The following is a 23,550-nucleotide window of genomic DNA, read 5'->3' as shown; positions in this document are numbered from 1 at the left end:
GTTTCTTGAAATTGTACGGTTAATTCCTTTATGAGGAATTTATAAAGGAATTATGTCTTTTCTTCGACTTCTAATCCGCCTTCTTTCCAGGCGCTAAAACCGCCCGACATATGGCTGACTTTGGGAACCCCCATGTCTTGCAGGGTTTTTGCTGCAAGGGCAGACCGCCAGCCCATGGCGCAGTGCAGAATAAAATGGTGGTCCGGTGACAGAGCTGGCTTGTAATATGGGCTGTCGGGGGCAATCCAGAATTCAAGCATGCCACGGGGACAGTGATAGCTGCCCGGGATAATGCCCTCGCGTTTTAGCTCTCGTATATCCCGAATATCAATCAGGATGACATCATCCTGTGAAAGCAGTGCTTTTGTTTCTTCGGGGGTGTATTCCGTTATTTGTGTTTGCGCTGTGTCCAGAAGTTTTTGCAAGCTTACTTTTGGGGCAGTGGTGTCTTCGGCTTTACTGTGGGGCATCTTTGATTGATCCTGACGAAGTACTTGATCAAAATTATTCTACTGATAGGTACTCTAGCTGTTTTGGTGTGTAGAGGGATATCATAGGTCCGTTTTCCCAGAACAGCCAGCCCCGTATTCGGATCTTGCGACCAACTGTTTCCAACAGGTCGGCACCTTTGTTGGTAAAGGCTGTCTGATTGTTCTTTTCCAGTTTAATCGTGAAATCGGTTCGCCAGTCCTGACCAAAGTTCAGATAGATTGTACCGCGGATGTTTGCGGTGGTTTGAACAATGCCTTCGATGATTTGAAATCGATTGGTTTTGCTATCAAGACGATCTGTTTGTAAAACCTGAAAAGCCTCTAGCTGCCATATGCCTTGCCGTGCATATCTCGCTTGATTCTCGATATGAAGCATAGGCGTTAAATCTGTCTGGTTTGCGGTGGTTGTGATTGTTCTGGCGAACCCCTGTTCCAATATTTCTTTTTGTATCCAGTTGCCCTCTTTACTTTTTACCTGTGCCAATAACCGGTCATATCTATCGAAGTAACGCGGGCTTTTGGCGATAAAGGCCTGCTGGTTGGTGAGTGTTTTTTCCAAATAGTGTGTCAGCTGTTCTACAAGGGGACAAACGACCTTTAAACGGGTGCAATCCTGTTGTGTCGGTAGCAGCAAACCAGCAAGCTTTACAATAGTCCCATCATCCAGGATCAAGTGATGTTCTGCCGTTATTTCTGTAACTTTAACGGGGGCATCCAGTTGCGGAGCTATGGGGAGTGTGGCTGTTTGGGCAAGTGTTTTGTTGCTGAACGCAAGCCAGCTGTAATGAAACAGAAAGAAGCACAAAAATCCGCTGAAGAAAGCTTTTAATCCGGGCATAGTCTCGTCATAGTAGGGTAACAATTGCTTTTCAATCCTTAATAGTATTTCGAGTCATAATATGAACCCAAAAGATCTGTATCCTGAAATCGAACCCTATGACATGGGTTTTCTCTCTGTTGGTGATGAGCACGAGATCTATTGGGAGGTTTCCGGCAACCCACAGGGCAAGCCCGTATTGTTCGTCCATGGCGGACCAGGGGCTGGTACCGGGGCGGCCCATCGTCGGTTTTTTGACCCTGCGCACTATCGCATTGTTTTGTTTGATCAGCGTGGTTGTGGGAAATCTTTGCCGTTGGGTTCACTTGAAAATAATGACACGCCCCATCTGATTGCCGATATGGAGCTTCTGCGCGAAAAGCTGGATATTGAAAGCTGGATCGTTTTTGGCGGATCGTGGGGATCAACCCTGTCGCTGGCTTATGCGCAGGCCCATCCGAAACGCACAGATGCGTTGGTCGTGCGGGGTATCTTCCTGTCCCGCCCCAAAGAGCTGGAATGGTATTTAAGCGAACAGGGTGTCGGGTCGATTTTTCCGGAAGCCTATGATGACTTTATCTCTCTTCTAGATGAAAAAGAGCGCGAGGATGTTCTCGGGTCCTATTATAAACGCCTGACAGATCCGGATCCGTCGGTTCATTTGCCCGCTGCCAAATCATGGAGCAGTTACGAAGCTAGCTGTGTAACGCTTTTGCCCAACCCGGAAATTGTCAAAGCATCCCTGGATGATGAACGGGCACTTCCGGTTGGTCGTTTGATCGCGCACTATTTTGTCAATGGGTGCTTTTTACCCGAAGGCGGCTTGCTGGGCGGCATTGATCGCATCAGGAATATTCCCGCCGTTATTGTGCATGGTCGCTATGACATCGTCTGCCCTGCCTCAACGGCCTATGATCTGCATAAGGCGTGGCCCGAAGCTGAATTCAAATTTATTGATGATGCCGGGCATTCAGCCTTTGAGCCGGGGATTGCAAAAGCATTGGTTGAGGCAATGGATAAATTCCGTACGCTTAATTGATTAGAAAGTCATCGATCTGACGAAACTTGATGGTCGATGGCTTGGCAGAAAAGAAACACTGAACTATACAGATAGCCCTGTAGTCATGAAAAGACACAGTGGTCCCGTAGCTCAGCAGGATAGAGCATCAGATTCCTAATCTGAGGGTCGCGCGTTCGAATCGCGCCGGGACCACCATTTATTGTGTAGGGTGTAGGGCGTCACATAAGCTGTTGTTGAAATTGATGCTAAGTCATTGATTTTGTGTGAGCGACGGACCCATAAGCTGTCATTGAGGTAAAATAGCCGTTTTTTCACTTTTTAAAATCATGTGATAGCAAGAGTTACAAGCTCAGATAGTTTGCTTCTTATTTCTTCCTGAATTTTAGGGCCAAATAATTGTTTAGCCCTCGGTGAGCGCTCTAAATCGGTCAACATGGCCCCAACATTTCTCCATCTAATCATATTGCCGTTTCTGGTCATGCCAACACCATCTACCAACTCGTCGATTTTATTAAGGGCACCTTTGCTGAGTCCTAAGGCGTTTGAGGTATATATAAATTCTCGCCCGGATAGTTGCAGTAAAGTTCTTTTTTCAGAGGCTTCAATTTCCTCTAGATGTATGGGGGGGGTGTGTAGATGACACTTTTTAAATTCACAGACATCTTCCCATTTATCAAAGAATAAATCAGAATTATCTCTACTTAACCATTTGCTTGGTTCTCCATGGAATGAAAGATAAAGTTCATCACGGGCTCTTGTCATTGCAACATATAACTTACATCCTTCTCTAAAACTTTCTTCTTCGGGCATGTTGGTAGGTGGAAGAACCTTGTCGCAGCAATTTAGGATAATCATTAAATTGAACTCATATCCTTTAGTTTGTTCTAAATCAGATAATACTAATGGGTGTTTTTCAGGGCTGTGTAACCCTTGTAAGACCGGAATGTCTCTGAGGGCGCCATACTGCTCAATCTCCCTTTGTGAAAAACCTGCAACAGCAATGCAGCATGTATGATTGGGATTTACTTCTATATGGTGCTCAACTAAAAAAAATGCATATGCAAATTCTTTAGTTAGGTTACTGGCCTCTAAGACAAGAGGTTCATTGGATGACCTATTTGCAAAGTCAGGGTCTAAAATTTCTAGGTCATGGCTATTGAATTGTTCTTCATCTAAGTTTTGTTCGAGAACAGAATATGCAGCTTTAAGTATTTGTCTTGTGTTTCGATAATTTTTGGTAATAGTTCTTTGACGGCTTTGAGTGTTTATACCTGCTATTTTTAAGCTTCGATGCTTGGGTAAAACATGCTGAGCTATGTCTCCACACATGAAAATATCATTCTCTCCAGGTATTGATAGGTTTTTTATGATGGAGAGCTCTGTTGTTCCAAAATCTTGGGCTTCGTCAATTATGATATGTTCATACCTAGAGGATATTTTGTCTAAATGATTAGATAGCTGAGTTGTTAGTCCTAGGTAGTCAATGACACCAATTGCTGTCATTTTCTTTTCCCATGAATCTAAGCCTTTGAGTATTAATTGCCTCCTGTGCTCTAGAATAGGGTATTTTCTTCCTTCTCTATCGATTCTGATATATTTGCTTCTATCTGACTTAGGTATAGCGCTTCTTATCCAGTCAAATTCTTCGCGTAAATAGTCTTCTGCAGACAGTCCTTTTGCTGTAAGGCTTGCATGAATAGGAAGAAGGATTTCAGCACTCTTATTGTTACTCCAACACCTATAGTACTCACGGAAAATTTCGTCTATGTGTTCTTCTAACTTCCAGGAAACATCAGAATAAATTCTCTTATTTTCTGGCTCATATTCTATGAGGAGCTCTTGGCAAAGCTCGAAAAAAGAACATACTTTTATGTTGTTAATTTCTTCTTTATCTATAGTAGCTTGGATTAGCATCATTTTTATTAGATGCGCTAAACTTCTGTTAAGAGTAACCAGTAGAACTTTATTATCTGTATTGTCATTAGATAACTTAAGTGCCCTTTTAACTGCTATACAGGTTTTACCTGATCCGGATACTCCGGATAACATCGCTGATCCTGTGAAGTGTTCATGAACAAGGGCTTCTTGTTCAGGGTGCATGAATAATAGCCAGTCATAATATTCAGCTTCTTTTGAAAATCTATTTATCCAATTTTCGTACTCTTGCGAACCAATGATGAGGCGACGCACTTGATCTCCATCTTTGATGTTTAGGATTTGGTTTTCGTCAGCATCTTCGAGTTCAATTGATTGCTTATATTCAAGTTCAATGCGTTTTTTTGCACTATGAAGGTCGTCATTCGATAAAAGAAGTAATGTATCTCTAACAAATGATTTAGTCTGTAAATCATCAATTTCATTGCACAGTCTGTCTATTTCATCTGGGAGAACAAACCCTTGAAGTTGAGATACTTTTATTGAAATAAGGGGGGGGACATTAGCTAATAATTTTGCTTGATAACTCTCAGGAAGCAGTGTCAATAATTGACCGGTATTTGGTTTGGGAGCGCGAACAATATTTACGCCTTCAGATGAGTTACTTTTATAATCTGCACCAAGAGTACCATCGCTATCAATTGTAAAAGTTAAGCCAGAATTTCGATCTAACCATTGGTCGCAAGAATCGTGATTCCCTATAAAGCATAATGCAATGTATTTTTTTAGCTGAATGGTAACTAGTCTATAGCCATTTCCAAGATCATACTTTGTGCAATGCTGTATTCGAGTCTCACCATTCTTTGTAATGGGGAGATCTGCAAGATTTCCATGACCTAGTACATGTTTTTGTATCGCAGAATATACTTTATCAGCGATCCTTTTTCTTTCCCCCCCACCTCTTGATAATTTTGATAATGATTGATCGAAATCTTTGTAATGGATTAAAGCTAAACCAGTCATGTTTTATATCTATGCCTAATAATTATCCAGAGACAGCCCAATTCAACGGAAAAGAAAATTTTATTTTCACCTATAAAGTGTGTAGATAAAGTGGTTAAAAAGAAAGCAAAAATATGTTCAAGATTGTCGATTGTAATGTAAGTTCAAGGCTATGCTTTTTTGCTTTTTACAAGCTTCACTTGCTCAAGATCGTAAGTGTAGTCACTTATCGTACCGTCTTTAATCTTGTCCACTACTTCATCGATGATAAACAAAGGCACAAGGAACCACTCTCGTGGTGATACTGGGTTACCAAAGCGATCTTTAATTTCAATGTTCAAACGAGCAGCATCAAAAAACTTGTGAAGTAGTTTTTCCATTTTCTTGCGATTAATATTTGCGAGTTTATATGTGGCTACGATCTCTACATCAGCCAGTAGATATGTCGCATCGTGTTTAGCGTTTGCAATGCGCTTGTTTACATCCCCACCAGTCACGCCAATCTTGTGCAGCACCTCATGACGTTCTGAAACATATGGATCTTCAGACTTACTGCGAAGCACATAGATAGTACCACTTGGCAGATCATCAGCTTCTGCCTCACCTGAGAACAACGGGCCTGCAACAGGGTCAGAGACGATCCTACTAGTCTCATCCTTATAAAGGGCACGCTGCATAGACCGCAGAAGCAGGTCGCTTTCAGTCCCGTTGGAATAAATCACTCTCATACGAGCATCTGGTTGGCCATTAGGAGCTGTAAACTCTTCACCCACTTTAGCGATATATGCTGTTTGACCACCAAGAATAAAAAACTGACCTGCCTTAATGTCTGTCTTTGAAAAGCCTGCGTCTTTTCTGAATTTCTTGGTTTCCCTGTTACCATTATCGAGATCGTTTTGAATTGCTTCAAAGAGTGGCTTGAATTTGTCAAAGTCCTCGCACTTTGTGCGGTTAGCCATTTCTTCAACCATACGCTTTTCAGCGCGGGTTTTGACATGCTTTAAAACTGTTACATCATCAGTTTTGGCTTCAACACCTAGCTCAGCAAGCAGAGCATCATCATCAATATCTGTTGGGATTTCTTCAACAGGTTCACTAGCACCATCCAGCAGGCCTTGATGATCCAGTTCAGTCACAAGGTCACGGCACTCAGCTTGTTTCCTGATCTGGTCGAGGCGTGTGGCATAAAGCCGCTCAAAAATATCATTGCCTTCACCGTGAGCAGGTAAGCGACCATTATCATCAACAAACTTCTGAATTTCTTCAAAGCCTGCAATAATGCGCTCTTCTTTCGGCGTTCGTTTTTTCTTTTTCTCTTCCTTGGCTTCAACGCCTAATGCATCAAGAAGCTCAAGGTCTGATAGTTCAGCCATCCGCAGCCTCCTTCGCATTTTGTTGCAAGAAGGCTATGCCTTCTGCCATCCGTTTTTCCCAAGGATCCGCGGAATTAATATCAGGCAGGCGACCACGTTCTTTCTTGAACTGTAACGCACGGAAGGCCAGATCGCGGGCTTCTTCATGTGTCAGCTTAACCTTCTTGGCAGAGATCACGGCTGCAACCTGTTTCAAGCTATCTTCTGACATTGTCTTGGACAGGATAGAGTATGCCTCACCAAACGGATTAATGCTGTCGATCAGATCAATCTCAAGATCTCGTACATCCATTGTGAACTTGCGCACACCGTCAATCAGGGCTGTACTGCCGCCAGTTTCATCACTGGCAATATCTTTGGCCTTCTGTGTCAGGTTCAGTGCTGCAATAGCGTGTTGGCGAACCGCTTCTTGGTCTTCGTCGTCAAGCTTTGGGAATTTCTCTTTTATGATTTTACCCATTTTAACCAGAGTTAGCTCTTGTGGCACCATTTCTTCATCAAACAGTCCGCGTTCAATTGCTGTCTTATCCTGTACAAAGGCCGTGATAACCTCATTCAAGTCTTGTTCGCAGATACGTTGTGCTTCCTCTGACTTCGGCTCAGTCAGGCCTTTAATTTCAATCTGAAACTCGCCTGTGTCTTCATTAAAGCCCACATTGGACTTATTCGGATCATACCCATCTTCACCATAGTCAAATCCATCTTCTGGACCGCTTTGCGGTGTCTTAGGTGTGAAGTTAAAGCGCGGAGCCAAAACCTGCTCCATCAATAGGCTGGCAGCAATGGCTTTCAGCGTGTCATTAACTGCATCTGTCACCACCTCTTCATCTGCCTGCGGTTCTGCAATCAGGTTTGTGAAACGAGCATGAGTTTTACCCTCAGCATCTCGGGTCGCACGACCAATGATCTGAATGATTTCTGTCAAGCTGGAGCGATACCCAACAGTCAGCGCATGTTCGCACCATATCCAGTCAAAGCCTTCTTTCGCCATACCAAGCGCAATGATAATATCCACATGGTCGCGGTTATCTTTGGCTACGCGGGACTTGAGCGCGCTTTGAACCTTCTCACGTTGTTTAGGATCAGTGTCATCAACCAGATCAGCAATCTTGATAATCTTGCCGCCTTCAGTCTTTACACGGTGGAAGCCTGTTTCATCTTCAACACCGAGCCATTCACCAAGCTCGTGAATGATGTGTTCAACTTCTTTGTATTTGTCCTTCGTGCTTTCACGGGACATCACACTTGGGATATGCACAATTGTCTTTTCATGCGGGTCTAGCACCTCAAGGATGCTGTCTGCGTAGGAGCCTGCATAGAAATAATAGCCAATATCCAGCTTCTTTAGGTGCCTATAGCCATTAAGCTGCTCATAGTAAGTGTATGTCACCGTATCGAACTTGGCTTCATCTTCTGGCATTATTACGGCTTCTGCGTCACCACGGAAGTAGGAGCCAGTCATAGCCACAACATGAACCTTATCGCGTTCAATAAGCTGTCCTAACTGTGCACCAAGCTTATTGTTAGGATTAGCTGATACATGATGGAATTCATCAATGGCAATTAGGCTGCCATCAAATAGCTCAACACCAAATTTTTCCACAGCATTACGGAATGTGGCATGAGGGCATACCAGAACAGCATCATCACTTTCCATGAAGGATTTCACAGCATTGGCTTTACTACCATCTTCACCAGGGGCATTACACAGGTTCCATTTTGGGTTCACCTGCCAGTCCCAGTAGAAACCAAATTTCATTAGCTCTTCGTCTGCAAAACTGGAACCAATGGATTTTTCAGGAACGGTGATAATGGCTTTATCAATTCCTTGGTTATTCAGCTTGTCAAGGGCGATAAACATTAAGGCGCGGCTTTTACCAGATGCAGGTGGTGATTTGATCAGAAGATACTGTTCACCGCGCTTTTCATAGGCACGTTCCTGCATCACCCGCATGCCAAGCTCGTTAGAGCTAGTCGAGTTGCCGTTGGTGGCATAATTCACCGATACCGATGGAACTGATTTATGCGCTGTCATTATCCTCACGCCCCCTTCGCGCTGATTTGTGCCTCTGAAGAGGTCATTTTAGTATAAAGATCAAAAAGTTTTTCCAGTCGTTCTGTGTCGTTCTTAAAACGGCGACCAATGTAGATGCGCTCCAGCACTTCATCGTTGCGTTCATGGGCGCGGCGCAGGTTTTCTGGCATAGTGTCTGGGTTATAGAGATCAGCTATGGTGGCTGGAAAATGCGCTTCCCGCGCCAATAAAATGTCCTCAGCGCATTTGGTCAGGTCAGCCTTATTTTTTTCGGTCAGCTTTGGAACTGGAAATGTATTCCAGCCTAACTTATTTCCATATGAAAAATCAGTTCGCAATCTAGAGCAAACTGTACCAATCCAAACGATATGCATTTTGGATGCTATGATCGAAAGATTCCATAGTTCTTCATCATAAATTGCATAGCATTTATCTCCAATTACAGCCCCTGATTTGAGATAATCAACTGGCAGATAAGGCCTGTTTTCAGATGATACGCGAGGGATAACAAATAATCGCTCCCCAGATTTGGCAGACAGCTGCACGAATCTATGAGGGGTCTTGGAATGATGTCTGGTGGATGCTGCTGAGCTACTATTTCTAAACTCTGTTACTCTTGTAAAAATATTATCAAGTTCAGGAATGCCATAAGCTTCTTCAACACAAGCCTCTTCAACCCATATGCATGCTCTAGGCTTCGAATGTATAAGCTCTTCAGAACCATAAAATTTGCGAATAAATTCCCTAGTATCTGGATTTTTTTCAATCAGCGATGTTGCTTCAGAGCTATCCATGATCAGGTTTCCACCATCTTTAGCCATATTACCCAAATACATTTTAGGCAAAGACGATAATGGAGTTTCTCTCTTTGATACTGTTACGTTATTTCCAGCTATTAGATATGGCCCAATCACATCTACAGACCGGGCGCTGTCAGCATCAAATAATGTTTTAGTTTTTTGAGATTTCGGCCCTATTGCAACTACAATTACAGTTACACCAGCCTTGTTACTAGCTAAGTTTGACCATGTAAAAGAGGTTCTTGCAAAAATAATGTCTTGTTGCAAATTATAAACCAACGGCCAAAGCTTTGCGACTTGCTCGCCTTGACAAATCGAATTAGTTGTCACTAACGCAGCTTTTGCATTGGTCTGAGTGCAATACAACGCAGATTTTATGATCCAACCAGCAACGTAATCCAAGGTGCCAAACGATCCTTGATACTTAGAAAAGACCTCTTTCGTGTCTGATTTTTGTTCAGAGTTTTGCCTATTACGGCCTAGGTATGGAGGGTTGCCGCAAATAAAGGTCTCCCCGCCTTCATTTTCAAAATCGATTTCTGCCTGATCTAACGGTGTGCTGAACAAGTCATCGCCTTGATATTTAACCGTAGTCCCTGTTGATGGGCATACACTCAGCCAGTCTATTTGTAGGGCATTCCCCTGCGTAATCCAATTCATTGCATTTAAGGGTAAGAACTCAGCAAGAGCATCTTTCTGACCGCGATAGATCACATCACATTGGAACTCTGCGATGATCAGTGCAAGACGTGCGATTTCAGCAGGGAAGTCACGGAGTTCGATGCCCCTGAAATTGGTCAAAGGAATTTCTGATCGCTGATCTGTTTCGCCGCGCCGCTTGTTAATCTCAAACTCGATTTCCCGCATCTGCTTGTATGCAATCACAAGGAAGTTGCCACTGCCACAAGCAGGGTCAAATACACGGATTTTAGCCATACGCTTGCGTAGGTTCAGTAGCTTGGCCTTATTGTCGCCTGCCTTTTCCAGCTTATCCCGCAAATCATCAAGAAAGAGCGGATTGAGGAGCTTCAGGATATTTTCAACACTGGTGTAATGCATTCCCAGTGAACCACGCTCTTCCTCATCCGTAACGGCTTGAATCATAGAGCCAAAAATATCAGGATTGATTTTTTGCCAATCCAGCTTGCCAGCATGGATCAAATAGGTTCTGGCAATCCGGCTGAACTTTGGCGCATCACGCACACCTGCAAATAGGCCACCATTCACATAAGGAAAAGCATCTGCCCAAGGACGGAAATTGCCGGCAGGTCGATCAGCAATCTTTGTATCCATAGCGCGGAACAGTTCCGCAATCACTTCATGGGTATTGGTGGACTGGCTATCACTCATTTGTTCAATTGTACTTGTGAACAGATCATCGCCGTTAAAGATGTCTGTATCCTCAGCAAAGAAGCAAAAAATCATCCGCGCCATAAATTGGTTCATATCATGGCGGCGCTCTGCCGTTGCCCAGTCGGGATTATGCTTCAACAGCTCCACATAAAGACGGTTTAGCCGACCTGTGGCACGAACATCCAGCTCTGGGTTCTCAATGGACTTGGTGAAGCTGATCCCAGCAAGAGCTGCAAAGAAAAGAAAGTGGGAGGGAAAGTCATCAAAATCACAGGCAAGCGTATCGCCTGACTTTAGATCCTCGGCCTGAATCTCTTTACCGTCTGTGGCAAAAATGAACTTAGCCTTATTCTTTTCCGTACGCGGGCTGGTACGAAGCCGATCAAGGCCATCTGCAACAGTGCCTTCATCACAAACAAGCATATGAATATTGTTGGTTTGCAGTACCGCGCCATCAATATCAGTTTTGTTGGTATTGCCTGTGCGCAGACGCTTAATGGTCGGCGGTTTGTTGCCATAGCTTTCCAGGAACGCAAAAGGGAATTCAGCAGCATCGAATTCCTGCTCAATCAACTTTGATATAGCCTCTTCGATCTCTACAGCGTTCACTTAATTATTCTCCTATGAATACCCGTAGCAAAAGTACTTAGGTAGGGGGCATCTCACAACTGTAAAACGGTCTTTTTGTGTATAAGAATTAGGATATTTCTTGAAGTTGAGTTGAGTGAGTCGTTCATTGTTGTTTTCGACAATTATAGAAAACTTTTTACTCAAAAAATTCTTCATCCACCTTTTTCAGGTGTAGGATTTCTTCATCGCGACAACCAATGTTGTATCGAATCATTAATTTAGTTAATTGCTGACCATCTATTAAGACGATACGCATGCCAAGTTCTTTTGCTGTTTGAATTCCAGATGTGCTGAACTTGGATGTCGTGAAGAAAATTCCCTTTTGAGCTTTTTTAAGGCTTAGGGCTCCAAAGAAATCACGAATAGCAGGAGAGCCAACATTATTGCCTTCGGCATATCGTTTAGCTTGAACATAGATTTGGTCTACCCCTAGAGGATCTTGATCGATAACTCCGTCGACGCCATCGTCGCCGCTTTTACCTAGGGCTTGACCTGCCTCTTCAGAAGAGCCGCCATAACCCATCGCAACTAGAAGCGATATGATGAGTTCTTCAAAAAATTGAGGGGAAGCTTCACGCACACGTTGTAATAAATCAGAAGCTAATGCGTCGTTAATGGTTCGATGTGCTGAACGTAGAGCCTCATCGGGGGTTAGATCCGAATTAAAGGTTATTGGGGGGGGGCTTGAACCTATCTCGTTCTCAGTATCTTTTTTGGAATTTAAACGAGCTTTGAAGGATCGATAACCTTCGAATTTTTCTAAATATTGGTTATCTATGCGTTTTGGCTTCTTGGCGAGTTCAGCGCGTCCGGCATCTGTTAGCTCAAAGTACCCTCGGGATGGGTAATGTAAAAGTCCAGATTGCTTTAGATAACTTTTTGCCCAATGCACTCGGTCATAAAAGATCTTTTTTCCTCCGCTAGGGAGAAAGGCGTTCTTTTCTTCTTCTGTAAGATTAAATTCAAGGGCCAGACGATCAATGACGTCTGTCGTCTTAATTTCACCCTGAGATGCTGATTTTAATACTGGCAACATCAATGTTTGATAATCAGGAATCATATACCCCACCAAATCTTTTATATGAGTCGGATGCAATGATAGTCACGTATGATGAGCAATACAACAATGGCGAGATTTTATTTGCATTTAATGCTTGTATTTGGTGTTGTTTGTTTTGATATGGGGGAAGAGGGGATGAGCAAAGAAAATACGGAGCCAGTTCGGATCGCGTACCCGGAATGGACCGAGTATCGGAAAAAGAACGGTCTCGATCCTCTCGGTATGCAGAATAGCAGCGTCAGCCTCTATCAGACATTCTTGCCAGGTATCTCAAACGTGACACTGCGTATGCGTTACTACGGACTCTATGCATGGCTTGCGCAGCGATATGCCAAAGAAGTCAGTGATACGGATCTTCAGAACTGGAAGCGCTATGTCAGACGGGCGGAAGCGCTTTACGCTCTGGTAGCCAGTCACCATACAGGCGAAACAGGTATTGCAGGGATTGAATGGGCTACCTCTGCGCTGTCAGAACAGCAAGGAGATAGTATCGAATTTGCTGAAGCCGCCGAGCCAGGAAGCGAGAACTACTATCTCAAGCAGGTTTGGGGAGCTTTCGGTGCAGCCTACCGAAGCCAGCTTTTCGAAATCGGAATTTTCGACAGCTCGCATATTCATGAAATACCATTGCCGAGCAGACCCTTGGGCGAAGGGCTTGCCGAGGCATTCGCTGATGCGGCAGGGCCTTTAGCAGACCTGTACTTCAATATCGTCGAGAGAGGCGTTGCAACAATCGCCGAGCTTGACGAATTGGCCCCATTACTCCCTTCTGTAATCTCGCCGGACAGTACCGAACAAAAATATTATCGGGAGATCTTAGTGACGCAGAAGAATGCTCCTACTGCAGGCGCGTTGTCTCGCAAATTGAGCGTCCAACTCATACTGAAGGTTGCCACCCTTCTAGGGCGTGAGCCCCACCCCGATGAAATCCGGTGGGTGCTATATGCAGGATGCGATCAGAATGGCGAACCTCTCGTTTTAAATAATCCGGCGCTGGAAGCCCAACGCCTGCGTTGGTGGGTCTATCAAGCAAACGATTTGTGCCACGTCGCTCACGAAGTACTTCTCAAATTCACTCTCGATATTCTTGGCGACCATCGGGCAGGGATAGGTCTTGCTAACCTCGTTGGACAGTGTACTGAAAAGATATTGGACGAGTTTGAAGATCATCCCAAGAGTTGGGACACGCTGGTAAGTGCCATCGAGCTCGAAAATAACGCATTTGATAGTCTCAAAGTTGGCGCCGAAATCACTCTCGCAAGTAACATCATACGTGCTGGTCGCGATGACGCCACGGTTTGCACATCGGAGACAGCGGCAAAAGCACTTCACCTGCTGGCAATACTCCATCGTAGGATCAGAGACACCAACACAGACCTCTACGAATCGCTCGGTGGATTTAATACCGATGCGTTTCGCTCTCTACTAAGTGAGACAAGGTTTCTCGACAGCCAGAAGGAAGAGCCCTTCCGAAAAACAATTGAGCGCATCATTGAAGAGCGCATTATTCGGCGACACTTGTGGATAGCTTTACGAAAGTTGCGACATCAGGGCGACTACACTTTTCTGATTGAGGCCGATAATGGCAGGCTTCGTCTGCGTGAAAAGGACGGCCCAGTATTCACCAACCCGCGCCTTGGTCCGGCAATCACCTTTCTCAAGGATGTGGGAATGCTTGGCGATGATGGATTAACTTCGCAGGGTGCGGAGGCTGTCAGCGTATGAGGCTTTATGAACGTTTTGCCGATAAGGGTTATCATACAAGTATTGCCACAACATTTGGCATCAATTTCGACGCTTATGAAAACATCGTTCTCCCCCGATTGAGAGGTGCAGGCTGCCGGAACAATATTTTGCTTGCAGATCGCAGGATGTTGACTCATGCACTTGACGGTGCCTCTCCGCTCCCAAGACAAGCAGGCAAGCTCTACACTGTTGAAGGCGCAGCAGCACAAGGGCTTTTCCACCCTAAGCTCTTCCTTCAAGTTGGCCGTAAAGCTGGACGCCTGATTATTGGTTCAGCAAACCTAACCGCTGCCGGACTCGCAGGTAATCTCGAACTCGTGACGATACTTGGCTACGATTCCGAGGATGAAGGAACGCAGAGCTTGATTGCTCAAGCTTGGCAGTACCTGGAGGGACTGATTGATCCTGGAAATCAGATGCTCTTGACGCAGCGAAAGTGGATGCTCAATCGTGCTCCTTGGCTTCGCACAGCGGAGCCGAGCGAAAACCCGGTGACGCTTGGCGATGGTAGTGTGGCGGCGCTTTTGATTGCGAACACGCAAACGGGAATTGGTTCCCGCTTTACGGCTCTTATAAACGAGCGTGTGGATCGCTTGATAGTGATCAGCCCCTATTGGGATGATGAGCTTGCAGCGCTTGCTTTCCTGAGCGAGGAACTTGGACCGCGCGAAATTTCCGTATTGATTGATCAAGATACAGAGCTCTTCCCACGCGATGCGGCGAGTTCAATACCGAATCTGAAGCTGTACCAACGAAGCGGCTTCGAAACGGGCCGATTCATCCATGCAAAGGCACTTATTGCCGAGACAGCTAGTGCCGATCACCTTCTGATTGGGAGTGCGAACTGCACGAAGGCGGCACTTGGTAACGGTTCATTTTCTGGTCGCAATGATGAGGCAAGCATTTATCGTCGCTTGCCTCCAGGTTCGGTTGTTGCGGCACTAGGCCTTGCGAAACTTCTCGATCAAGAGAATCAGATTGCCGCTGAAGACCTGGCTCAACAAAATTATGAAGACGATATTCCGCTAGATCAGTTGGTCTCTCAGCATCCCGGAATGTTTTCGTTGCGAGGTGACATCCTAGATTGGCAACCCTCACAGAATCTTGCCTCTGCCGATTGCCGGATCGAATTGATGAGTGCCTCGGGCAACAATCTCGACATCGTCCCGCGCAAGCTCGAAAGTTCCTCGGAGGAAGTAGTTCGATACCTGATTGAAACTTTTGATGAAGTGCCTACATTCGCGCGTGTACTCGGGCCGGTGAATTTCCCGCCCGCTATCATCACCCATGTAGATGCACTTCAGGTGGCGATACGTGAGACACACTCACGCAAGACGGAAAACGCTCTCTCACAGCTTGACGGGGAAACCGAAGCAGGGCTTGCCTTGCTCGAAGTGCTCGACGTTTTGGAGAAGATTGAGGAAAATGATGAGGTCGGAACAAGCGAGGGGATTTCTATCCCCAAAGCACAAAAGAAGCATGGCGACAGTGATGTCCCAAACCACCGTATCTTGACCTACGAAGAATTCATCGCAGGACGCCGCTTACATCAAGCAGGCTCGGTTCTTCACAATAGCTTGGGAAGCAGCGATGTTTCTGTCGTAAGGGGGGTTTTGAACCGAATTGTCGGTCTGAGCGGCCTCACGGTCGAGATCGAAGATGATGATGACAACGATCAGGATTTAAAAGCTGCATTCTATCTGGGTGACGAAACAGAAAATGCGGAGGCTGAGATTGCGGCAGGCGATGAATTCGACATCGAAGCCCGGCATGATACAACGAAAGAGCTTGATAAAGAGGAGCAACGCCTCAGGGCGATGCAACGCGAGTCTACCAAAGAGCAGATAGTCTCGGCTGCGACCAAATTCGCTAATAGGATAGATATTAAGCAACAGGCTGGCTCTCTTTCCACTCGCGACTTTCTGAGGTTGCGCGCGCTGCTGATGATCATCTGCGCAGCGGCATGGAAAGGCACAAATCGGACAAGGGAAAAGCAGGCGGGACAAGATGCTTTGCAGGTCCTTCCCGTCGAGGATGATCCAGACAGTTGGCCGATTATCATAGGGCGGCTGCTGTTCAAGATATTCGGTGGTCCAAATCCTGCGATTGCAAGCTTGAAACTCGAAACCGATCACGATCAACTTCCAGTCGATCTGATTGAGTGTTGGGCAACGTGCTTCTGGTGCATCCAGGCTTGCCTTGCAGCACCAATGTCCAAGAAGGAGCGGGCTAGAATCGACCGTTACATTGAATCTTTAGTAAGGCAGGTGTATCTGCGCACGCACTTGACCGAGCAAGAACTCTCCGCCGATTCAGTGGTGACGGTCATGGAAGGATTGAGCTCCCAGTATGCGGAGCGGCTAGGCATAGATGCTGGTGTGATAAGAAGTGCCCATATGTGCTCAAAACGAGAAGCTCCTTAAGGGGGTATATACAACAGCTCTTATCCCGAATTGACGTTAACTTTGTTTCTGAGTTTTTAAAAAATAAATTTAAAATATATTTTGAAATTAAAAATCAATAATCAATTTTTTCATGATTTAAAAAAATATAAAAAAATATAAAAAAATATCAAAACCCCGAAATTACGACCCTATTTTTTATTCATCTGAAACTGTTATGGGAATTTCTTATGAATAAAACTCTTATAAATATTATTCTTTCAGAAAAAATTTGGGACATTGTTTGGACTGTTCCAAATAACCTTCCTAAGGCTCAGCGCGAAAGGCTGGTTGAAGCTAGTGAATGGCTTGAAGAGGCCTTTTCCTTAGCTAATAGTATTAAAAGCTGTTCCGCCTATAATCCTGCGGAAGCCTTTGCCCGCGAAGACGCCAAACAAATGGTCGCCGATTTAATCGGGGAATATGAAAAATTACTTTTGGCCGATAATTTAAAATCAGAATTTAAAATTAAAAAATATATTGTTGGTGAAATGGGGGAGCAAATATTTAATTCCGAAAATTCTTTTCCAATTAAATATCTATATATTTCAATTTCAAAAGTGCCTGAACACGTTGATTTAACTTGTTGATTAAAATAATTCAGCACAGCCAGGTTCGTCTTGGCTGTGCTTATTTTAATTAAAAAATAGGGCATAAAAAACAGCAGGTATTTAATTGTTTAATTAATTAAACACACAAAAATACAGCTCAAAAATAAATTTCAAAATCGACCCTATTTTTTCTGAACCAATATATGAGTTTGGAGAAAACAATGATTAATTTTGATTACACACCCGTTCGTAACCCTGTTCGTAAAAAGAAGGGCACATATTGCGGATATTTCCCAAGTACGAAAATGAACCGAATGATCGGTTATGAATCAACACTGGAACTTGATGCCATTTGTTTATTTGAAGCTGATCCTCTCGTACAGGCTTATTGTGAGCAGCCTAAGCAGGTCACTTATACTCGTCATCAAAGATCTCACACTAACACTGTAGATTTTGTGACCTTACGGGATGGTGTCGAGGAGTTCTTTGAAGTGAAGCCTTTTCAGAGGTTTGAAAACAAAGAGACAGAAGCTACGTACGAAGCAATCGCAGAGGTGTATAGAGAGCAACGTCTTATTTATAAGCTCTTTACTGAGTTTGAAATCAGGCAGGAACCACTGCTACCAAATTCAAAAGAGCTGCTCAGATATGTACGGGTACCTGTAACTGAAGATCATAAGGTGATTGCAAGGGATTACTTGGCGCCAGGGCATGAGGTTACGATCAAAGTACTTAGTTCCTATTTACCTATGCCAATTGTTTACGCGCTAATTTGGGCTGGCTATCTAATTATCGACCATTCGAAGAAATTAACACCAGCATCTTTTGTTTCATTAAGCACAGCAGTGGAGGGCTAAGTTATGGGAATTATGGTGCCATCACTTACTTTACCTAAAGATACGGAAATTGTTTTCAAAGGTCAGAACTATACCTACATCAAGCAAGTTAAAGGGAATATCCAATTAGAGCGTGTTGATACAGGCGAGGTAATGAGCCTCTCGACACGTGATTTTGTCGCCCTTACCCAGAGTGAGGAATTAGAATTAAATCAGCAGGCTTGGTATTTTGACGGAGGCATCCAGTCCAAGGCGTTTGATGCTTATTCTGAGGAGAATAAGGCTGAAGCTCTTAGTAGGTACAAATATATTCGCCGATTGAAATCAAAGTTCGGGCCTGGAAAGTATAAGAAATCTGAATACAAAGAGGTCCTAGAGGAATTTAAAGTTGAGGATAACCTAAAGAAGCCTTTTAGCGTACGTACTCTTAGTAGGTGGTTTGAGGCATATAAAAATGCGGGAGAAGATATTAGGGCCTTGATTCCCGCACACAGCAAGAAAGGCAATCATACGCCAAGATTGCCGAATAAGGTGATTGATACGATAGATGATGTAATTGATCGAATCTACATGCGAAGAGAGAAGGCTAGTGTTGATCGGATACGAGCGGAAGTATTTAGAATACTTGCTAAATATAATGAGAAAGTATCACCTGCTCATGCAGTAGATTTGCCCAGCGAATCAACTGTATTACGAGCAATTCAGAGAAGAGATCCTTACACCGTATGTGTTCATAAATTTGATGAAGCTGAAGCTAATCGCCGATTTAAGCAATATTATGCATCTACCCCTGTAAGTCGTCCCATGCAGTGCGTACAGATGGATCACACTCAAATGGATGTTGTGGCTTTGATAGGTAAGGGGCTTACAGCAAGACCTTGGTTAACCGTTGCTCTTGATCAATATACACGAATGGTTGTTGGTTATTATATCTCTTTGGATAAGCCGAGTTTTAGTAGCGTAGGTAAATGTCTCGCAGATATAATTGACCCTAACGGATTAGTCCCAACGTATAATCCTCCTGAAATGTTACTTCTTGATAATGGTGCTGAATTTCATTCACAGGAGATGGTTGAGGCCTCTTTCCAGATGAATTGCGTCATCAAATATTGTGAAGCTGGTGACCCTGTACAAAAAGCTCATGTTGAGCGCATTTTCAGAACTCTTAATACAATGTTTCTTCATCAGATAAAGGGCACAACCTTTGGCGATACCAAAGCGCGTGAAGGGTATGATTCTATTAAAGAAGCCAGTTTAACACTGAATGAATTAGAGGCTATGACCAAGACGTTTTTTACTAAAATTTACCCCAGTGAATGGCATGGGGGTATTTCCTGTAAACCGCTTGAATTATGGAATGAAAGTGTAGAGCAGGGAATGTCTGGCTATCTAAATCTGGGTACTGAGTTTAAATATAAATTAATGCGAAAGGTTGCACGGACCGTTCAACCTTATGGGATTGAGGTATTTGGGCTGAAATATAATATGCCTGATTTGGGATATTACAGGGCTAACTGTCTTCAAGGTCATGAGTTTGAAATTCGTTATGATCCGGACGATTTGAGTGAGGTTTTCCTCAAGGATCCTGATAATGGCCGTTTCGTTTCTGTGCCTGCATGTGATCAAGAGTATACGCGTGGATTAAAAGCATATCAGCATCGACTTATCACGAGCAAAAGAGCCGCCAATAAAACTAAAAATAAAAACTGTGTTGATCGGTTGTCGCGTAAAGCTGAGTTTTTTGAGGGGCAGAACTGGGATGCTTCAAAGAAGCGAGGTTATTTACAAGCGGGTTCTAGTAATCCGGATAAATTAATTAAAGAGGCTCAAAAAAATATTCCGGCTTCATCAAATGGATTTGATGATATTTATTCTAGCAATAAATTTGCTTCAGAATTTGGATTTTCTGAAAATATAAGTGTTTCAAATAAAACACTTAATTCAGAAGAAAATGAATTTAATTTTTCGGTTAATTACGAAAATTATTTAAATAAATATAAAATTGAAAAATGATCCTATTTTTTACTCACGGTTAATTTAAGGAGTAAAAAAAATGGAATATGAATTTAATCAGATCGCTGAAATTAGAAATGTGTTTGTTGAGAACCAAGGAACACATTTCGCCCATCAAAGATTATTAAATTATGTGATGTCGGAAAAACAATCCCGGCAAGGGTCTTGTATGTGCCTAATTGGGGATTCTGGGGCAGGTAAAACGACTTTCATTCAGAACTTTATATCTCGAAATCCCGAATTGAAAATCTTGAGAGTAGATGTGCCGCCGTCATGCTCTATTAAAGCATTCACACAAGAAATTTTAAAATGCCTTGGAGATATTGGTTGGGCGAACACGCGCTCAACCGGTGTTCAGCTTTCAATGAAAATAAAATACGTGCTTGAAAAAAAAGGTATTGATTTAATCGTTTTTGACGAAGCCCAGCATTTTGTCGAAACAAAAAAGAAAAGTGTGATTTATGATGTGGCCGATTGGCTTAAGAACGGTCTTAATGAGTGGAAGGTGCCAATATTATTAACTGGGCTTGATAGGCTGAACAGTGTCTTTGCAGAAAATGAGCAACTCGAAAGGCGTCTGAAGGGGCGTTTGGAATTTAATCAAAATCAATCAGGTGATGAGCAAGCTAGGAAAGACTGGCTTCATTTCTTACATGTCATCTCTAATGCGTTGCCTTTTCATGGTGATAGCAATCTTGAAGAACCTAAGATGGCCCAGGCTCTCTGGATCGGAAGTAGCAGACTAAGAGGTCGGGCAATAAGGTTGATTGAGCGTGCCGCGGAGATTTCGTTTTGGAATGAAGAAAGCCGTTTAAGCCCCTCGTCGTTAAGTGAAGCTTTTATTGAACTGGCAAATAGAGAAGAAAAATCAAACGGGAATCCTTTTCTGGGGATGGTACAATGAGATTGTCCATCCCACTAACTGCACCACTTGAAGATGGTGAAAGCCTTCATGGGTATTTATTACGGCTATCAGGTGAAAACCTTTATAGTTCCATCAGTGTTGTCCCAAATGCGTTAGGCCTAAATGTACGTGGCGCTTCTGGCTTGGTGAAGCTCGCGAATTACTCTGAGGTGCTTGAACCGTGTCTGCATACTTCAGCCGATAAGCTTAAAGAAAAAGGTTATCAATCAGACAAATCGTCTAAAGGTTCCATTCTGGGATTTGGTGAGCAGAAGCTTGATAGAGAACTTGTCGATCTATCGAAAAGTAAGCTATGCCCCCAGTGTTTAAAGGAAGAACCTTATCATAAACAGGTGTGGGATCTTGTTGGTTATACGCACTGTCCAAAACATCACTGCGCTTTAATAGGGGTATGTCCTACTTGCGGGAGAAAACTATCCTGGTCCCGTACAACACTTTGTCACTGTCGCTGTGGGGAAGAGTTGAGCTCTGTAGAGCCCAATTTTGTTAACTCAGCTCCCCTTTCACTTTTGATGTCAGCACTTGAGAGCTCTTCAGGTGTTGCGATTTCTAAAAATCTACCAGAACCATTTGCCTCTATGGCCAAGCTGGATGTGGTCGATTTTCACAAGGTGATTTCGCTTTTAGGGGCGGTGCTCCTTAAGTTAGACAGCCGTAAAAGTAGTCGTTTGGCAGGATTGTCTTTAGAGGGGTGTGCTGGGCTAATGGAGGAAGCTGCCATGCTTCTTGATAATTGGCCTTATAACTTCTGGAACCAGATTGATGTTTATCGTGCACATCTGCTGAGCTCCAAAAAGAAAAGCGCGGGCCTCCAAGGGGCATTCGGGGCGCTCTACAAGGGGCTGTATGGTACTGAATATAGTGTATCTCTACAGCTCTTTAGAGATACCTTTAAGGACTACCTCAGGGATCGTGGTTACGATCAAACAGTAAAGCATCAAGGTTGTACATCTGTCTGGGGAACGGGTCGCCAAAAAGAAACTTTGAGCCGGGAAGAAACAGGGAAGTTTTTGCAAGTTGGCCCAAAGAAAATTCAATGGCTCGAGGAGATTGGTATTCTCAAGCCAGTTACGCTTGAATCAAACGAGAAGAAATACCGTAACTACACTGCAGAGAATGTGGCCCAGGCTAAAAGCTATCTGTCTAGCCTTATAAGCCTAGATCAACTCTGTCGGATAATTGGTGTCAGTCGTCAGGTCGGAGATGACTTGGCCGCTCAGGGGCTATTAAAAGCAGCTCGCGGACCGAATGTCGATGGAAATAGGAACTGGGTATTTACGCCAACAGCACCACAGACCTTCCTAGATAGCTTGGCTAATAAAGCTATATCTAGCAAAGGCATCTCATCTCAAGATTTGGTTAGCCTTAACGAAGCATTTTCAGGGTTGCGGCAATACGGAGTAAGCCACCTAGATGCGATAATGATGGTTCTGGGCGGTGAACTATCGGTCTATTTGCAAAGGGATCCACCAAAGGTTCTTGGTGACATTCTCGTAAGAAAGGGGGATTTATCGGTTCAAGGCATTCTTCAAATGAAGTCAGGTATCCGGTCTCTTGTAACGACGTAGCTTTCATAACTACAGGAGATGAATTTGATCTGTGTTTTATTCGATAAATGAGGATTAACTGAGAAGGAAGGGCGTGAAATTCTCGGGTGTACCCTAGATGAATATCAGGAAATGAAGCAAGGCAAGATCGAAGGCTTTAGCGGTGAAGTTGATGAGAAAATTTGTGAGGCTTTAAGAATTCGAACTGCTTTAAAGTTTTGGTTTGTAGATGAGGAAAGGAGAAACAAATGGGTAAAAAAGCCGAATAAAATTTGGGGAGGAAAGTGTGCATTTGAAATGATGATAATAGATATTAAGGGCGTTCGAAAATATTTAGAGAGCGACGTTTGGTAGAAAGGAAAGAAAACCTGATTTTTTTATATTAATAGCAGCGAACTCGATTATCTAATTTTGTTTTAATTGGGGAGTTAGGCAAGATGATTTTGGTGAAAGTAGATGTTATTCCGCGGGGCGATTATTCAAAACAAAAACAAATTGGGGAAATTAAAATTGCAAATATCACAGGGCCTCATACCTATCGAATGAGTTCTGATTATAAATACCAGATTAAATCAGAAGATGGGGAAACAGTTTTTGAGGGCACTATTATAGATTCCTATAATGGCAATGCATTTGAGTTAATTTCAGAATGCTTAAATGCGTGGAATGAGGGATGGATTGTTACTCCAGATAATCATGGTGACGGCGGGGTTCGAGTTAAAGAGAAAACGGATCGACGATAAAGTCTAAGTAATATTTCTCTAAAAATAGCTCGGGATTTTCCCGGGCTATTTTTTTGTGCTTTTCTAAGAGTAAGATTTGCTTATTCTCATATAGGACACATCTTAAATTAAGGCCCGGTGCCCTGAGCCGTGATTCGCATAATTGTGCTTATGTAAAATAAATCTGAACAATTTTGTGAAATGACACTATTTGGGTCCATAATTTAGGCGGATGACATCTTATGCGTCATTTTTAGGCTAAATTATGCGTCAAAAATTCGCTCCAAAGCCTTGCTTTGTGTCAGAGATGGT

At 43.5% G+C, this 23,550-nt stretch carries 17 protein-coding genes and 1 tRNA gene; 11 read left to right on the top strand and 7 right to left on the bottom strand.

The window, feature by feature from the left end:
- Positions 1-50: 50 nt before the first annotated feature.
- Together WH95_RS06290 and WH95_RS06285 are read right to left on the bottom strand one after the other, a co-directional pair.
- Positions 51-470 carry a rhodanese-like domain-containing protein gene (locus tag WH95_RS06290; RefSeq protein ID WP_046504409.1) on the bottom strand — a complete coding sequence of 140 codons (420 nt, stop codon included), beginning with the start codon at positions 468-470 and terminating at the stop codon, positions 51-53.
- Positions 471-504: 34 nt separating this feature from the next.
- Positions 505-1,329 (bottom strand): thermonuclease family protein, encoded by an 825-nt coding sequence (locus tag WH95_RS06285; RefSeq protein ID WP_046504407.1) that lies wholly within the window; start codon positions 1,327-1,329, stop codon positions 505-507.
- Positions 1,330-1,390: 61 nt separating this feature from the next.
- Here WH95_RS06285 and pip point away from each other — a divergent pair, with 61 nt between their 5' ends.
- Both pip and WH95_RS06275 read left to right on the top strand, forming a co-directional pair.
- Positions 1,391-2,347, top strand: coding sequence for a prolyl aminopeptidase (gene pip, locus WH95_RS06280; RefSeq protein WP_046504405.1), 957 nt, complete (start codon positions 1,391-1,393; stop codon positions 2,345-2,347).
- A 100-nt stretch (positions 2,348-2,447) separates the two neighbouring features.
- Positions 2,448-2,524: transfer RNA gene (locus tag WH95_RS06275), tRNA-Arg, on the top strand.
- 129 nt (positions 2,525-2,653) lie between these two features.
- Here WH95_RS06275 and WH95_RS06270 read toward each other — a convergent pair.
- From WH95_RS06270 to WH95_RS06250, 5 genes are all read right to left on the bottom strand, one after another.
- The gene (locus WH95_RS06270; RefSeq protein WP_046504401.1) at positions 2,654-5,227 is read right to left on the bottom strand and encodes a UvrD-helicase domain-containing protein; all 2,574 of its coding nucleotides are present in this window, start codon (positions 5,225-5,227) and stop codon (positions 2,654-2,656) included.
- 149 nt (positions 5,228-5,376) lie between these two features.
- Entirely contained in the window at positions 5,377-6,579 is a 1,203-nt protein-coding gene (locus tag WH95_RS06265) for a GIY-YIG nuclease family protein (protein WP_046504398.1), read from the bottom strand.
- Positions 6,572-8,614, bottom strand: coding sequence for a DEAD/DEAH box helicase (locus tag WH95_RS06260; RefSeq protein WP_046504397.1), 2,043 nt, complete (start codon positions 8,612-8,614; stop codon positions 6,572-6,574). Before WH95_RS06260 ends, WH95_RS06265 begins: the two co-directional genes overlap by 8 nt.
- Before the next feature lie 5 nt (positions 8,615-8,619).
- Positions 8,620-11,376, bottom strand: coding sequence for a class I SAM-dependent DNA methyltransferase (locus WH95_RS06255; RefSeq protein ID WP_046504394.1), 2,757 nt, complete (start codon positions 11,374-11,376; stop codon positions 8,620-8,622).
- A gap of 157 nt (positions 11,377-11,533) precedes the next feature.
- The gene (locus WH95_RS06250) at positions 11,534-12,457 is read right to left on the bottom strand and encodes a restriction endonuclease (RefSeq protein ID WP_046504391.1); all 924 of its coding nucleotides are present in this window, start codon (positions 12,455-12,457) and stop codon (positions 11,534-11,536) included.
- Between the two features lie 48 nt (positions 12,458-12,505).
- Here WH95_RS06250 and WH95_RS06245 point away from each other — a divergent pair, with 48 nt between their 5' ends.
- From WH95_RS06245 to WH95_RS06205, 9 genes are all read left to right on the top strand, one after another.
- A complete protein-coding gene (locus tag WH95_RS06245; RefSeq protein WP_046504387.1) occupies positions 12,506-14,182 on the top strand; it encodes a hypothetical protein in 1,677 nt (558 codons plus the stop codon).
- Positions 14,179-16,626, top strand: a complete 2,448-nt coding sequence (locus tag WH95_RS06240; protein WP_046504384.1) for a phospholipase D-like domain-containing protein — start codon at positions 14,179-14,181, stop codon at positions 16,624-16,626. The genes WH95_RS06245 and WH95_RS06240 overlap by 4 nt, the downstream gene beginning before the upstream one ends.
- A 209-nt stretch (positions 16,627-16,835) precedes the next feature.
- On the top strand, positions 16,836-17,234 hold the full coding sequence (locus WH95_RS06235) for a hypothetical protein (protein ID WP_046504381.1): 399 nt from the start codon (positions 16,836-16,838) through the stop codon (positions 17,232-17,234).
- 182 nt (positions 17,235-17,416) lie between these two features.
- Entirely contained in the window at positions 17,417-18,052 is a 636-nt protein-coding gene (locus WH95_RS06230; protein ID WP_157845902.1) for a TnsA endonuclease N-terminal domain-containing protein, read from the top strand.
- Between the two features lie 3 nt (positions 18,053-18,055).
- Positions 18,056-20,044 (top strand): DDE-type integrase/transposase/recombinase, encoded by a 1,989-nt coding sequence (locus WH95_RS06225; protein ID WP_046504373.1) that lies wholly within the window; start codon positions 18,056-18,058, stop codon positions 20,042-20,044.
- Positions 20,045-20,084: 40 nt separating this feature from the next.
- The gene (locus tag WH95_RS06220; RefSeq protein ID WP_046504370.1) at positions 20,085-20,948 is read left to right on the top strand and encodes an ATP-binding protein; all 864 of its coding nucleotides are present in this window, start codon (positions 20,085-20,087) and stop codon (positions 20,946-20,948) included.
- Entirely contained in the window at positions 20,945-22,537 is a 1,593-nt protein-coding gene (locus WH95_RS06215) for a TniQ family protein (RefSeq protein ID WP_046504367.1), read from the top strand. Before WH95_RS06220 ends, WH95_RS06215 begins: the two co-directional genes overlap by 4 nt.
- Before the next feature lie 111 nt (positions 22,538-22,648).
- Entirely contained in the window at positions 22,649-22,870 is a 222-nt protein-coding gene (locus WH95_RS06210; RefSeq protein ID WP_046504364.1) for an antitoxin Xre/MbcA/ParS toxin-binding domain-containing protein, read from the top strand.
- An 83-nt stretch (positions 22,871-22,953) separates the two neighbouring features.
- Complete coding sequence (locus tag WH95_RS06205) at positions 22,954-23,259, top strand: hypothetical protein (protein WP_046504361.1); 306 nt, start codon at positions 22,954-22,956, stop codon at positions 23,257-23,259.
- Positions 23,260-23,550: the final 291 nt, after the last annotated feature.

Source organism: Kiloniella litopenaei, assembly GCF_000982415.1.
GTDB lineage: Bacteria > Pseudomonadota > Alphaproteobacteria > Kiloniellales > Kiloniellaceae > Kiloniella > Kiloniella litopenaei.
This window is presented reverse-complemented; position numbering and strand designations above follow the sequence as displayed.